The organism is Streptomyces sp. PH10-H1, assembly GCF_030063355.1.
GTDB lineage: Bacteria > Actinomycetota > Actinomycetes > Streptomycetales > Streptomycetaceae > Actinacidiphila.
This window is the reverse complement of the sequence record NZ_JASISZ010000087.1, coordinates 14,263-28,606: the sequence shown is the minus strand read 5'-3', so window position 1 is coordinate 28,606 and position 14,344 is coordinate 14,263. Positions and strand designations below refer to the sequence as shown.

Annotated in this window: 7 protein-coding genes and 1 pseudogene; 4 read left to right on the top strand and 4 right to left on the bottom strand. The window is 67.3% G+C overall.

Annotation, left to right across the window (positions count from 1 at the left end):
- Positions 1-8 precede the first annotated feature (8 nt).
- On the bottom strand, positions 9-3,104 hold the full coding sequence (locus QMK24_RS34900) for a hypothetical protein (protein WP_283470876.1): 3,096 nt from the start codon (positions 3,102-3,104) through the stop codon (positions 9-11).
- 456 nt (positions 3,105-3,560) lie between these two features.
- Here QMK24_RS34900 and QMK24_RS34895 point away from each other — a divergent pair, with 456 nt between their 5' ends.
- From QMK24_RS34895 to QMK24_RS34885, 3 genes are all read left to right on the top strand, one after another.
- Positions 3,561-7,970, top strand: a complete 4,410-nt coding sequence (locus QMK24_RS34895; RefSeq protein WP_283470875.1) for an FG-GAP-like repeat-containing protein — start codon at positions 3,561-3,563, stop codon at positions 7,968-7,970.
- A 252-nt stretch (positions 7,971-8,222) separates the two neighbouring features.
- Entirely contained in the window at positions 8,223-8,627 is a 405-nt protein-coding gene (locus tag QMK24_RS34890; RefSeq protein ID WP_283470874.1) for a hypothetical protein, read from the top strand.
- A gap of 667 nt (positions 8,628-9,294) precedes the next feature.
- Positions 9,295-10,761: an IS701 family transposase gene (locus tag QMK24_RS34885; protein WP_283470873.1), complete on the top strand. Its 1,467-nt coding sequence runs from the start codon at positions 9,295-9,297 to the stop codon at positions 10,759-10,761.
- 244 nt (positions 10,762-11,005) lie between these two features.
- Here the strand turns inward: QMK24_RS34885 and QMK24_RS34880 are convergent.
- A pseudogene (locus QMK24_RS34880) lies at positions 11,006-11,839 on the bottom strand (transposase); the annotation flags it as partial.
- Between the two features lie 344 nt (positions 11,840-12,183).
- On the opposite strand from QMK24_RS34880, the gene QMK24_RS34875 reads away from it, so the two are divergent.
- Positions 12,184-12,783, top strand: a complete 600-nt coding sequence (locus tag QMK24_RS34875; protein ID WP_283470872.1) for an HhH-GPD-type base excision DNA repair protein — start codon at positions 12,184-12,186, stop codon at positions 12,781-12,783.
- A 266-nt stretch (positions 12,784-13,049) separates the two neighbouring features.
- On the opposite strand, the gene QMK24_RS34870 is transcribed toward QMK24_RS34875, so the two are convergent.
- A complete protein-coding gene (locus QMK24_RS34870; protein ID WP_283470871.1) occupies positions 13,050-13,238 on the bottom strand; it encodes a DUF4236 domain-containing protein in 189 nt (62 codons plus the stop codon).
- 593 nt (positions 13,239-13,831) lie between these two features.
- Entirely contained in the window at positions 13,832-14,338 is a 507-nt protein-coding gene (locus tag QMK24_RS34865) for a GntR family transcriptional regulator (RefSeq protein ID WP_283470870.1), read from the bottom strand.
- Between the last annotated feature and the right edge of the window lie 6 nt (positions 14,339-14,344).

The window sequence follows — 14,344 nt, the reverse complement described above, 5'->3', positions numbered from 1 at the left end:
TGTACTGATCACGAGTCTCCAGGACCAGACGCACGGCCCGCTCCTTGAGCTCCTTCGGATATTGCTTCGCCATAACGGACTCGATCCTTCCAAAAGATCGAGCCTCGATCAAACCCGGAACGGTTCACGGTTTCGTAACCGTCGCCTTTGCCGTTGATCTTCTCGGTCCGCGTGACATCACCCTTGGTCGGCGCCGCGCCGAAGGCACCATTGTCGAAATAGGTACGGATGTCGGTGATGACGTCTTGGGGCCTGGACGGGGTGGTGCCGCAGGGCACCGCGACGGTCTCGGTACGGGAGGTCTTGTTCACCAGCCATATCCCGGTGTTGCGGACGTAGCTGGTGGTGGTGCATTTCTCGTCGCCGGTCTTGGCGGTGTCGCCGGTCTCCGACAGGCTGATGGTCATGCCGTAGGCGTCGAACTCCCGGTGTAGGGAGGTGGTTCGGGTGCCGCCGGTGACGGTGGTGCGGGTCTGCTCGTCGGAGGTGCGCGTCTGGTGGGCGACCAGGTCGGGGAGTCCGGTACGGATGCGGGTCGCGGTCGCGGCTGATCGCCAGGGGGTGGACGATGTTGCGGAGACCAATTTGCTGGTGTCGTCGCCGTTGTAGTTGGCGGTCTCGCGGACCCGGCCGGCGAACTGTTCACGGTCGGTGACCGCAACTCCGGCGAAGTCCTTGACTGCTGCGCCGTCGTTACCGCGGAAGTATCGCGTCTCGGACAGGGTGCGGGGGTCGGTGGGGGCACCCGTGCGGGTCTGGACCAGGCCGTAACCACGCGACACGGAGTAGGTGCGGTCGGTGTCCTTGGTGAACTCGTCAGTGGACTTCGCCCACGCGGTGCCACCGGGATAGGCGTAGCTTGTCACTTTGTCGGGAGTGGAGGCGAGGTTGTCGCCTTCGATTACCTGGGTGGCGGTGTAGGAGTTGAACCAGTCCTGCGTCGCGGTGGTCCCCTCGAACGCCCACTTCACCGGGTAGCAGCTGGTGGTGTTCGACGCATCCGCGGCTGGGAGGGTGGTGGCGGTGCAGCCGGGGTCGGAGTAGGTGACCCCGACCGTGGCTCCAGTTTCCGTGGTGATCTGGTACACGCGCAGCCGGATGAACGGCGCGAGCCCGTCGCCGAGCTTGTCAACCCGATTCGCCAGCTGTTCGCCGGCGAACGTCACCGGCGGGAGGCTGACCGACCCGCCGTCCTTGCCAGTGCGGGTGATGGATTTGAGCCACAGTGGGGTGGATATGCCGTCGCCGGAGGCGGGGAAGTCCTGCGCGAGGGTCCAGGCGTCCACGTCCTTGGAGGCCCCGCCGGTCAGGATCCTCGTGGTGATGGTGGTAAGGCGCTTACGGGACCAGAAGGTGGGCGAGGACTGGCCCGTGCATTCCGTTCCGTCCTTGCAGTACTGGTCGAAGGGCGTGTCGGGCCAGTTCTTGGCATTGGTTGCGTCGAAGGTTCCGCAGATGCTGAGGCAGCGTTCGTCCACGCCGAAGGCGACTTGACCCATGGACTTGGCCGAATAGACGCTGGTGGTGCGCAGGCCGTAGTCGATGTGGTCGAGGTAGCCGCCGCGGGTAAAGGGGGTCGCGGTGCCCTTGCCGGTGGTCTCCGAGAAGTTGCGGGCGTAGTTGTTGGACTCGGTCGTCCAGTAGTACGCCATGGCGTCGGCGTGCGGGTCCACGACGTAGTCCAGCTGCCAGCGCCACGCCTGCTGGCACCAGGCGGAGGCGAAGGAGGCGTTGTAGCACGGCTCACCAGACTGATTGCCGAACACCGGTACCGTCCAAGTGGAGTTCGTCACCGGGGTGGTGGCGTCCTTCCAGCCGGGCAGGTGGTTGAGGCCGAAGAAGTACTGGGTACCGTCGGTCGTGGTGACCTTCCAGTGCTCGCCGTCATTGTCCCCGTTGACGGCGCCGGTGAGCTTCTCGACCTTCTCGCCCGAGTCATCGGCCGCATGCCAGCCGGTGACCGCGTCATGCACCAGCTCGGTGCTCTTGCCGCCCAGCGAGAGGGTGGCGTTGTCGTTGTACCAGCACTGGTCGCCGACCTTGGTCGTGTTCGTGCCACCGATCTTGTCGTCGTTGCAAGCCTTGTAACGGCGCTCGATGAAGCCCGGCTCATACGACCAGCCATCGCCCAGCCAACCGGGCTGGTTATTGGACGCGGCGGTCTTGCCATCCACGCTCTGCGAGTTGTAGCCCAGCGAGACCGACGGCTGCAGCCCACCCGGCACCGCAGGAACCGCCAACGGATACGACCAGGTGAACGCCCCCGACGAGCTGCCCCCCGTCCATGATCCCGACGGCTGCAGAGACGTGGCCTTGTAGTCACCCGAAGCACCCGAGGCACTGGCGGTCGCGGCCAGCACGGTGGCCCCCGACGACGCCGCATTCGAACGCACCGCGGCCGGGGCCGCGGTCTGGGTCGGGGTGGCCGTGACCTGCGCGGTCAGCGTGCCGGACTTGGTGTTGTTGGTCGTGGCCAGCGGACGGGCGATCCGGCACTCGGCCTTGTCCGGGGTGGTCAACGCGCAGGCGGGCAACTGGACCAGATGCAGGCGCGAGGCCCAGTCGCCGCCGTAAGCACCACGGAACGATGAGTAGTCCACCTGCATCCGCACCGCACCGGGCGCGGAAGCGCCGCCGGTCCGGCCGACCGATAACAGAAGACCATCCACTCCGGCCTTGTCCGCCTGCGCGTGACCGGCAACCGTCACCTGGAACTTTGACGGATCCCCGGCAGTAGTGCGTGTGCCGGCGGGAGCGGGAATGATCACCACCGGCAGCGAACCGGCGCGCTGCGGCGAACGGGTCGCCAACAACGCACTGCCCCTACCGGCGCCCCGTGCGGCGGGGGCGGTGAGGTCCACCTCGGCGGAGCCCGCTGCGGGCCAGACCGCCTTCGGGGCACCCTTCCAGGCGTGCGCGGCCGCAGCGTCCTTGCGCTTGGCACCCCCCGCGGCCACCGGGGTCACCGGCACCGCCTTCGGCTGCTTCAGCTCCGGCAGACCCGGCCCCTTCGGCGCGGCGGCCACCGCCGCAGCCGGCAGCGCCCCCATCACCACAGCGACCGTCAAAGACGCCGCCAAAACGCGCACACCGAACCTATTCACGCCCCACCCCTCACCCAATTCACAAATAGCTGGGGAACAGTAACAGGGCGCAGTACAACGCGCACAGCATTAAATTCACCATGCACAACGAAAGCACTAATGTCCAGGTTGGGTCACCTTTACGACCGCCATACAACACGGCAAACCATTCCGTCAATCATTCTTAACCTGCGCGTTTACGCAGGCTACGGCAGTAGCAAGCGCGTAGTTTAAACCTACACACACTCACCTAGATAGCCCGTTTCGTTTCGTGGTTCCATCCGCTTGAGCACCAGTCACGATGGACGCTGTCAGTCCCAAGAAACCGGAGTCATATATTCCAAACTTGATGCCTATAGAGTCTCGTCAGTAATTTCTGCAAACGAAGGAAGCATGATGTCTGCGAAGATGCGCAGTGGTCCGCCGAGACATAGATTGACGCGGGCGATAGCCGTGACAGCGGCGGGAAGTGTCGCGGTGACCGGTTTCCTGGTGCCGGTGACCGCTTCCGCCGCCGCACGGCCCGCCGCCGCTAAGGCGGCCGTCACGACTGTGGCCGATGATGGTTCGGTCTCCGAGGAGGACCAGGCGCTGGCGTTGGCGCAGTCCACCGGACAACCCGCCGAAGTCCTCTCGGTGCGGACGGAGTTGTCGGACGAGTGGGCGAATGTGGACGGGACGTTCTCCGTCAAGCGCTACGGCTCCCCCGTCCGACTGTTCCGCGATGGCACATGGGTGAAGACCGACCCCACCCTGGTCTTCGCGGCAGACGGCAGTGTGGTGCCCACCGCCGCCACTGTGGCCGTCACGTTCTCCGGAGGCGGCACCGGTCCGCTGCTGTCCGGGGTCAAGGACGGGCGCACGCTGACCCTGTCGTGGCCGACCGCGCTGCCCAAGCCGGCACTGGCCGGCAATATCGCCACCTATGCAGAGGTTCTGCCGGGCGTTGACATGCAGTTGAAGGCCGAGGTCGAGGGTTTCTCCCAGTTGCTGGTCATCAAGACCGCCGTAGCCGCCAGCAACCCCCAACTGGCCACCCTGAACTACAAGATGGCGACCGCCGGCCTCACCGTCACCACCGACTCCGGCACCGGCACCATCTCCGCCGTCAACCCCGCCGGGCAGAGCATCTTCACCAGCTCGGCCCCGCTGATGTGGGACTCCACCAGCACCGGCAGCGCCCCCGCGGCCGCGATGGGCACGCGCACTGCGACGACCACGGCAGCGACCACGGCCGCACCGAGTGACGTGTTCGAGCCCGCGGCCGGGGCGAAGGACGCCCAGATGCCAGCTTCCGTCAGCGGCGACACGCTGTCCATCACCCCGGACCAGGCCCTGCTGACCGGGACCACCACGCAGTATCCGGTGTTCATCGACCCGTCGTGGGCGTGGGGCAACCGGCAGAACTGGTTGCGCGCGTACCGCAGTTACCCCGACGCCGCGTTCTGGAACGCCAACGAGGATGCCCGGGTCGGCCACGAGAGTGACACCAACGGCCTGTCGCGGTCCTTCTTCCAGATGGACATCTCCAACATCAAGGGTGCTGGCGTCATCTCCTCGACGTTCCGGATCAAGAACAAGTGGTCCTGGTCCTGCCAGGCCCGGCCCGTTGAGCTGTGGCAGACCGGCCCCATCTCGAAGAAGACCACCTGGAACAACCAGCCTGCCAAGATCACCAAGCTGTACACCGTCAATGACTCCAAGGGGTGGCGGGACCGCAGTGGCAGCGACAGCAGCTGCCCGGCCGGGAACCTGGAGTTCGACGCCACGGCTAAGGTCAAGGAGGCCGCGTCCAAGAACTGGCCGAGCCTGACCTTGGGCATGTATGCCTTCGACGAGTCCGACACCTACGGCTGGAAGAGGTTCGACCCGAAGACCGCGGTCCTGGAGACGAAGTACAACCATCCGCCCAAGACCCCCTACAGCCTGGGCACCAACCCCAAGACCGACTGCGCCACCGGCGGCCTGATTGGCAACACCCGGGTCAGCTTGCATGCCACCATCGATGACCCGGACGCCGGCAACCTCAGCGCCCAGTTCCTGTTGTATAGAACCGGCACCGCGGCCGCCGTCGTGGACCAGTCCATCCCGGCCCTCAAGGGCCGCGTCGCCACTCTGGCGCTGCCCGAGGCGAGCACCCCCACCGGCGACTACACCTGGATGGTCCGTGCCAAGGACAACCAGGGCGAATACTCCGGCTGGTCCACCACCTGCAAGTTCTCCCTCGACCGCACGCGGCCGGCTCGACCTCCCGTTATCAACTCCCCCGTTTTCCCCAACGGTGACAACGGCTGGCCCACCACCACCGGCAAGGCGCGCACCCAGGCTGACTTCACCCTCGCCGCCAACGGCGTCACCGACGCCGTGCAGTACGGCTGGTACACCGACTACAACCCGCAGGTGAACTACACCAACGTCACCGCCGGCGCGAGCGCGACCGTCAAGATCACCCCGCCCGGCTACGGGCCCCACTTCGCCTACGCCTTCAGCATCGACAGGGCCGGCAACCGCTCCGACACCGCCATCTACACCTACTACGCCGGCCGCTCCACCAGTCGCGACATCCCCGGGGACCTCAACGGCGACGGCAACAACGACATTTGGAACGTCGATTCCAACGGCACCCTGCTCACCTACGCCGGCCAGGGCAACAGCCAGTTCTCCGCCGCCACCAACGGCGGCCAGGCCTTGGATGGCGCTCAGGTCGCCTCCCGTGGCGACTGGGGCCAGGACGGCTACAACGACCTGATCGCGCTCCAGTACGACACCACCGCGAAGGTCAAGCAGTTGTGGGTCTACCCCAACAACGGATCCGGCACCGCTACCACCAACGGTGTCGACGGCGGCCAGAAGCAATTCACCGTCGCTTGCCCTGTCGTAGCACCCCCTAGCGACGACAACTACGACGGCTGCGCCACCGGCGACGACCATTGGCGTGACGCCGACCAGATCCTCACCCCCGGTGACCTCAACGGCGACGGCGAGCCTGACGTCCTGGTCAAAGAAGGGAAGTTCCTGTGGGCCTACTACGGTGACCGCGCCACCAAGCGCCTCGACCTACACGGCACCCCGGTCCTGGTGGGCGGCAACGACTGGGACACCTTCACCGTCGTAGCCCCCGGCGACCTCAACGGCGACGGCCTGGCCGACCTGTGGCTGCGCAACAACGCCACCGGCCACATCTTCCGCACCTACGGCAAGCAGGGCGAGAACAAGGGCACCGTGAACCCCACCACCTGGGGTGACACCGCAGGACGGGTAGACGTCGGCTCCAACGTAACCGCCGCGGCCTTTCCCGTCATCGGCTCGTCCGGCGACGTCACCGGCGACGGCATCCCCGATCTGTGGGCCCGCAAGACCGACAACACCATGACCGGCTGGCCCGGAGTGAAGACCGGCACGGACTTCACCGGTTTCGGCACCGTCTTCGCCATCGACGGCATCACCGGCGGATCGCGCATCCCCTCGGGCACCACCCTCACCTCCGGCCAGACGTTCACCTCCCGCTCGGCCAAGCTCACCATGAAGTCCGACGGCAACCTCGTCATCACCAACGCCTCCTCCCTGCCCAACGCCTTCATCTGGTCCACCGGCACCGCCGGCAACACCGGCGCCAAGGCCGTCATGCAAGCCGACGGCAACCTGGTGGTCTACAAGGCCGACGGCAGCACCAAAGCCTGGGAATCGAAAACCTCAGCCCCCGGCGGCTACGCCCTACTGCAGGACCGCGGCAACCTCATCGTCTACAACGTCAAGGGCCAGTCCCTGTGGTCCAGCGGCACCCACGTCCGCCACGACTACAACGGCGACGGCCGCAGCGACATGGCCGCCCTGTACAGCCACGCCGACGGCAGCTACGAACTGTATGACTTCATCGCCAACTCCGACGGCACCTTCCCCGCCCCCTACAAGGGCTACACCGCACCCGCCGGCAGCGGGTGGGCAGCGAACATGAAATACGCCACCGGCGACTACAACGGCGACGGACGCGGCGACGTCGCCATCCTCTACGGCTACGACAACGGCGGGGTGCGGCTGTTCACCGCGCTCGGCAACGCGAGCGGCGGCTTCGACAAGCCCGTCGCCTCCTGGTACCGGGAACCCGGCAACTGGTGGTTCAGCCAAATGTCCCTGCAGTCCGGAGACTTCAATGGCGACGGACGCGACGACCTCGCGGTCTGGTACGACTACACCGACGGCCACGACACCCTCTTCACCTTCACGGCCAACCCCCAAGGCGGCTTCAACGAACCCTTCGCCTCCTGGACCGCTACGCCCGGAAACTGGGAACTCAAGCAGGCCAAACTCGCCATCGGCGACTACAAGGGCGACGGACGCGACGATCTCGCCGTCTTCTACGGCTACGGCGACATGAACACCGTCAAAATGCACACCTTCCTCACCAGCCCCACCGGCGCCTTCGCCTACACCAGCACGTCGTGGACCAGCACCACCTGGGGCAACTGGAACCAGGCCCACATCCAAGCCGGCGACTTCAACGGCGACGGCAAGGACGACATCGCCGCCTGGTACGACTACAGCAGCGGCAGCGACAGCCTCAACACCTTCATCAGCCTCGGCACCACCACCGGCACCTTCCAAGCCCCCTACTCCGCCTGGTCCACCCCGGCCGGCAACTACTGGTACGACTCCATGCCCCAAATGGTCGCCGGCGACTACAACGGCGACGGACGCGACGACCTCGGCGTCATGTACGGCTACGGCACCGGCTCCTCCCGCATGTTCACCTGGACCGCCAAAAACACCGGCACCACCGCCGACGACGGACACTTCAACGACTCCGTCGCCAGCTGGTCCTCCGCAACCGACTGGCCAACCGGCGCCTGGGCCAACAAGGACGTCCACTTCTTCAACACCCACAGCTGACCACGTGCCGCGTGGTCCCGGCGCCCCAAAGCACCATGGCTACGCGGGCGTTGCAAGCCACGGCGCAGCCGAACAAGCACAACTATTCCAGTGGTCACTGCAGTCACACCCGGGCTGGCCTGCATTCGAGTCCGACAATCGGCCTCGCGCGACACAAGATCGTCAGCAGCGGCACTGTCCCTCGTTCGAGTCACCCAATTCCGGCTGGCGCCTCAACCCGGGGGCGCCAGCCGAGGCCGAACGGAGACACTGATGCAGATGCATGCCACCACGGTGAAGGCACTCCGCGAATGGAAGGATGCCTTTGACCACACACAAGAGGCCGCGGCGACAGCGATGCGCGCCGCCTTCCCCGACCTGGCGCCCGTCCCCCGACCGACTGGTTGCTGCGATGTACGTCTGGGCTTCGGCAAGCCCGGCTCCGGCTCCGGCTCCGGGACCGTGTGCATCGACCTGGACGGACGCTCCACCATCGAGTTCGCCGGCGCGTACTCCTACGACTGCGATTCGACCTCCGCCGAGTACGAGGTCGTCATGGGTACGGAGGGCACCGGTGCGCTCTACGTCGCCTACGTCCAGGTGCCCGACGCAGCCGGAGTCCTGGACGCCCTGACCCAGGCATTCGAGGAGCGCCAGGAGAGCGCCGGCGCGACGTAAGGGGGCCAGACGCAACACGGTCCTGTCCTCGCCCCGCCGCTGACCTGCGGCCGCCACATCCGCGGCCCGACGGCGGGGCAGGACGGAGAACCCCGCTGTGGCCTCTCAACGCCGTACCGGCCCCTCGGCCGCTGTCCGCGCTCTTGTATTCGGCCGGGATGCCGGCCGCTGTGTCCGCTGCGGAACTGCCCAGGACCTGACAATCCACCACCGGGTGAATCGTGGCATGGGCGGCGCGAAAGAGCCGTGGATGAACGAGCCCCACAACCTCCTGGCCGCGTGCCAGCCCTGTAACATGTGGTTCGAAGACCACCCGCGGGAGTCGTACAGCGAGGGCTGGAAGGTCCGGCGGCCAATGGTGCCGACGGATATGGCTGTCCTTCCTTTATCCCGATGGCCGGCTGTGGTCCCTTCGCTCGGACGGCACCCGCTCTCCCGTCTCCCCGGAGCGCCGGAAGGAAGCCGCCTAGTAGTCCTCAGGACCGGCGGCCGCCGCACGTTTCGACCCTTACGGGAGGGCCTAGGCGGGCGGTGATGCTCACGGCGGCCCAGGTCACGCCGGGTGTTGCGATAGAGCGCAACACCGGCGTTGCGCTCTACACGTACTGCAGCGGCAGATCATGTAACCGCTGATCGGTTGTGTCGTTGAGCGGTCATGCTGGCAGATGTGACGGAAGAGCAACTGGGTGACTGGGCTGAAGAGTTAGCGGTCCTGATCGCGAGCTTGGGGCATTTGTTCGCGCGGCCGGAGCCGCGCGAGGTGTTCGCGGACCTGATGGAGGGGCTGCTGTCGGACCTGCGCCGCAAGAACGGGTGGACGATGGCCGCACGTGCGGGCCATGCCACGCCCTCGCGGATCCAGAAGTTCCTGAACGCGGCCTCCTGGTCGGCGGACGCGCTGCTGGAGGAGTTGCGCACCTGCGTGGCCGAACATCTGGGCGATGCTGCCGCCTCGCTGGTGCTCGACGACACCCAGGTGCAGAAGAAGGGGACCAAGTCGGTGGGGGTCAGCCCGCAGCACTGCGGGGTGACCGGGGATGTACGAAACTGCCAGGTCATGGTGATGCTGACCTATGCCGCACCCGGCGGGCACACGTTCATCGACCGGCGGCTGTACCTACCCGCCGAGTGGACCGACGACCGGGCGCGCTGCCGCGAGGCCCGGGTGCCCCAGGAGGTCGTGTTCGCCACGAAACCCCAGCTCGCGATCCACATGCTCGAACAGGCCCTGGCGGACGGGGTGCTGTTCGCCTGGGTGGTGGCCGACTGCGGCTACGGCCGCGACACCGCCCTGCGCGACTTCCTGCACAACGAACACCTGCCCTACGTCCTCGCGGTCCCGGTCAACCTGCCGCTCGCCGGCCCACCCGGCAAGCCCGCCCCCGGCACCAAGGCGATCAAGCGCGCCGACCACCTGCTCCCCTATGCGCAACGCCGTGACCAGTGGGAACGCCGCTCCTGCGGAGCAGGCTCCAAGGGACAGCGGTACTACGACTGGACCCTGTTCTCCGTCCGCCTCCCCACGCAGGAACCGGCCGACAGATTCGAACGCCAACTGCTGATCCGCCGCACCACAGACAAGAAGCGACTCGTGGGCGGACGCGTCGACTACGAGTACGCCTACTTCCTCGTCCACGCCCCCATCGCCACCCCAACCGTCGCCGCGATCGAGCAGGCCGGCGTCCGCTGGAAGATCGAAGAGGACAACGAGCAGGTCAAACAGCTCACCGGCCTGGACGAGCACCAGGTCCGCAAGCGGATTCCCTGGCACCGCACCATCACCTGCACGATGCTCGCCCACGCATTCCTGACCGTGCAGCGCGCCCGCCACCTCGAACGCCCATCCGCACCCGCGAACAGCGAGCCCCCAGATCAGCGGCAGGTCTGCGCACCGCCGCCACGCACGGTCGCTCCGATGATCCGACTGACCGTCACCGCCGTGGCCGGCCTCCTGGCCCTCACCGGCCTGGCCATCCACCACGGCGACACGGAACTCCTGCGCCAGCACCACTGGAGAACCGAACACCAGACCGCAGCCGCCATCAGCCACTACCAACGCCGAGACGACCCCCTCCCCGCCCACCTCCGCCCAAGCGAAGCAAACCGATCACATCAGCAAGATCCGCCGCTGTAGTACGAGGGCTCCGCCCCCATGATCCCCCTAACAGCGACAACCCCGCAGTACCCGAACCGAAGTCACCGTGGACAGTGGAAGGGAGACGTTCATGATGAGATGACACGTGAGCAACACCCGCCGGTGACTGATCACCACTTCCTCGGTGACGAACGTTTTCCCGCGCTTCCGGGTCCGCGCTCTGGGCACCCGCAGTGCGCGCCCGTTACGCCGACAGGCCGTCAGCTTCCGATCCTGTCGTAGTAGTCCACTGCGCCGGCTTCGCGGGCTTCTCCCAAGGTCGGCGGAGGTCCTGGGCAAGGGGGCGGGCGAGCCGGAGCTGGGTAGGCGCGACGATGATGGGCCAGGTCCAGCGGTCCGCGGCCTCGGGGGTTCGGAGCTTCGGGGTGGTCCAGCCGAGCGTCTGCTTTCCGAAACGGAAGGTGTGCTCCAGGTCGAAGCGGCGGAGGAAGACCTGCCAGCAGCGGTCCACGTCTGCCTCGGTGGCGCCGGTCTTCGAGGACCACAGCCAGAGCGGCGGCGCCTCTCATGCCTTCGATGGGTGCTCGACCTTCAGGCGGATCAAAGTTCCCTCGATGACGGGGAGTTCGCCGTCGTGGTCGAGCCGGGCTGAGCGGTGGGTCAGCCTCGGGTGGACCCAGTGCCACGCCTGGGTCCGGGCTTTCCCGTAGTTCACGGTGTCCGTGACGGTGACGACGTCCGGCTTCGGCCAGGTCTCCGGTTTCGCGAAGCGGAACTCCGGCCCGGGCTTGGGCGGCCGGCCGCCGGTGCGGTCCACTCGCGGCGGCTTCGGCAGCCGCGTGACACGGTCGGAGCGGATCCGGCCGACCAGCTCGACGGGCAGATCCCGCAGCACTCAGGCCAGGCGGATGGCGTCGTATCCGGCATCGGCGACGATCATGATGTCCGCATCGCCGGGCTTCCACTGGCCCGCCGCGAGGAGTCGCTCGACCACCCCGCGCAGCTGGGCGGCGGTGACGGCGGTCGCATCGTCTGCGGGTCCGAGCCGGACCACGTCCAAGATCCCGGTCCACGGGGTGGCGCCGGGCTCGAGCACGGCCACCGAGCGGATGCTCCATCAGAATCCGGCCCGGCCCGCGGCAGCACCGCGCGAGGACCCACCACTGGACTGTGTACGGCCTCTTCGCGATCGCCGGAATGGCGGTGCCGGAGAATCTGGCGCCGGTGGACGCGACAGCCGGGAGCCTGGTGCCCGAGCCCGAGCCCGTGAAGCCGTGTTCCTGCCTTCGGACCGCAGGAGCGAGTTGCGCGCCTACGTCCGCTCGCTGCCGCAGGAGCGCCGCTCACTTTCCGTCCGGGCGCCGGGAACTCGGTCGGCTTCGGCCTCCACAACCAGCCATCCGCACCGTCCCCCGGTGTGCCGACCGTGCGGAAAGCCCGGGCGGGAGCGAAGCTGGACATATGGACATCACGATGCGGCTGGCCCAGCAGCCGGAGGCCGACGAGCTGCTCGGTCGCAGCCCCCTGGCGGCGCTGGTCGGCATGCTGCTGGACCAGCAGGTGCCGATGGAGTGGGCATTCGCGGGGCCGTACACCATCGCCCAGCGGCTGGGTGCCGACGATCTGGACGCGCACGCCGTTGCCGCGTACGACCCGGATGCCTTCGCGGCGCTGCTGTCGCAGAAGCCGGCTGTGCACCGCTATCCGGGATCGATGGCGAAGCGGGTCCAGCAGCTGTGCGCGTACCTGGTCGAGCACTACGACGGAGACGCTTCGTCCGTGTGGACGGGCGTAGGCACGGGCGCGGAGCTGCTGGGACGGCTGAAGGCTCTGCCCGGCTTCGGGGAGCAGAAGGCGCAGATCTTCCTGGCGCTGCTGGGCAAGCGGCTGGGCGTACGGCCGAAGGGGTGGCGGGAGGCGGCGGGCCGGTACGGGCCCGCCGGGGTCTACCGGTCGGCCGCCGACATCACCGGACCGGAGTCGCTCGCGAAGGTGCGGGCACACAAGCAGGAAATGAAGGCGGCGGCGAAGGCCGCCAAAGCGGGCGACGGGGGCGCGTAACCGAGTGGACGCTTTGGGCCGACGAGTGCCGGGCGACCCCGACCACGCGCGCAGGTCTTGAGGGGGCGGTCCGGCTCCTGTTCGACCATGATCAGGTCGCTTGGTAGCCCGCGGGGGACACGGACGTCGAACATCCGACGTCAGAGGCATGCCCAGCCGTGCCGGCCACCTGAGAACGGTGGCGGCAAGGACGGCCGGCATCGGAACCCGCATCGGAACCCCGCGTCGGAAGCCTGGCCCGGTACCCGCCCGCACGGGGGATCGTTTCAGTCGCGGGTATCGGTGTGGCGGTAACCGAAAGGACCCGGAAGGTCCGTGGAGGTGATCCTTCTGCCGGTGGTCGACCAGGTGCGATGGCCACCCTTCGAACCGACGGTCAGGGACAGGGACTTGCGGTTCACATTGAGGCGGACTCCCGGGAAGATCCGGAACGACTTCCGGAAGGTGATGGGCATGTGGGCCTCCTCGATCGGTGTCGTGTGCGTCGCCTGCCCCAAGTGGCCTTGTTTTACCTCCTCATGACAAGGATTTCGAGGTGTGTTCGGTGGGCCGGGCCGGGTGACCCTGATCCGCCGGTGTTTTGCCGCGCCCCACGGTGGGCGGCGAAGCCGCCCTGGGTCGCTGACCTGGGATTTCCTCGTTCACCGGCTGCTGCGGCGCATCCGGGACCGCGCCGATTTGCTGTCCGTGGTCTCACTTCTGGTCTCAGTCGGGCCCTGCACCTGGGCATGAAGGTGTCGCCCATCCGCGTCGTGCTGGTCCGGCTGCCGGTGCGCGTCCTGTCCGGCGCCGTTCGTGGTGTCCGCTGTTGCCGAGTGCTCCCTTCGGCTATGTCCTGCGCCGTGCCGGGGGGCGGGTCCGAGGCGCCGACCGCCCGCCCCGCGGTGCGTCGATCTTCCAGCAATTCCCGGTGTCGGGTCGGGGCCGTCCGGGCCGGAGGCAGGATGATGGCGTCGACCCGGTGTGCGGGCTGCGCTGCCCGTAGGGCGGTGCCTTGAATCCTTGTAGAGAAAGTTTCGCTCGCTGCCGCTCTGGACTGGTGCGTTCGTTAGCTGTCGGTGGTGTAGATGTCTTCAACGTTGCGGCCGGCCTGTTGGACGCGCTGTGTGTAGCGGGCGAGCTCGCGCACTTGTGGGGCGCTGGTGTTCCAGTAGTGCTCGACGGCAGTCCTGGCGTCGATGATCCGAGTGACGTCGCCGGTGGCGAGGGCTTCGTTCAGGCTGGCGTTGACCTTGTCGGCGCCCTGTTTGAACTCGGCCATCACGGCGCGGTAGTCGGCGTCGTTGGTGATAGTGCGGGCGTTGGAGGCCAGGCGGAGGGCGGCTTCGGGGCGGACGAAGCTGCCGCGGCCGGCCTGGCCGTAGGTGATGCCGAGATTCTGCAGTTCGCGCAGGGCGCGCTGGGCGGTCATGTTGGCGATGCCGTAGGTCGCGGAGATGACCTTGGCGGAGGGAACCTTGTCGTCGGGGCCGAGCCGGCCGCTGGCGATCTGCTCCTGGATGTCATCGACCACCTGTTGGTACAGGGGGCGGTTCTCCTCGGCTCCATAGGTCATGGCGTC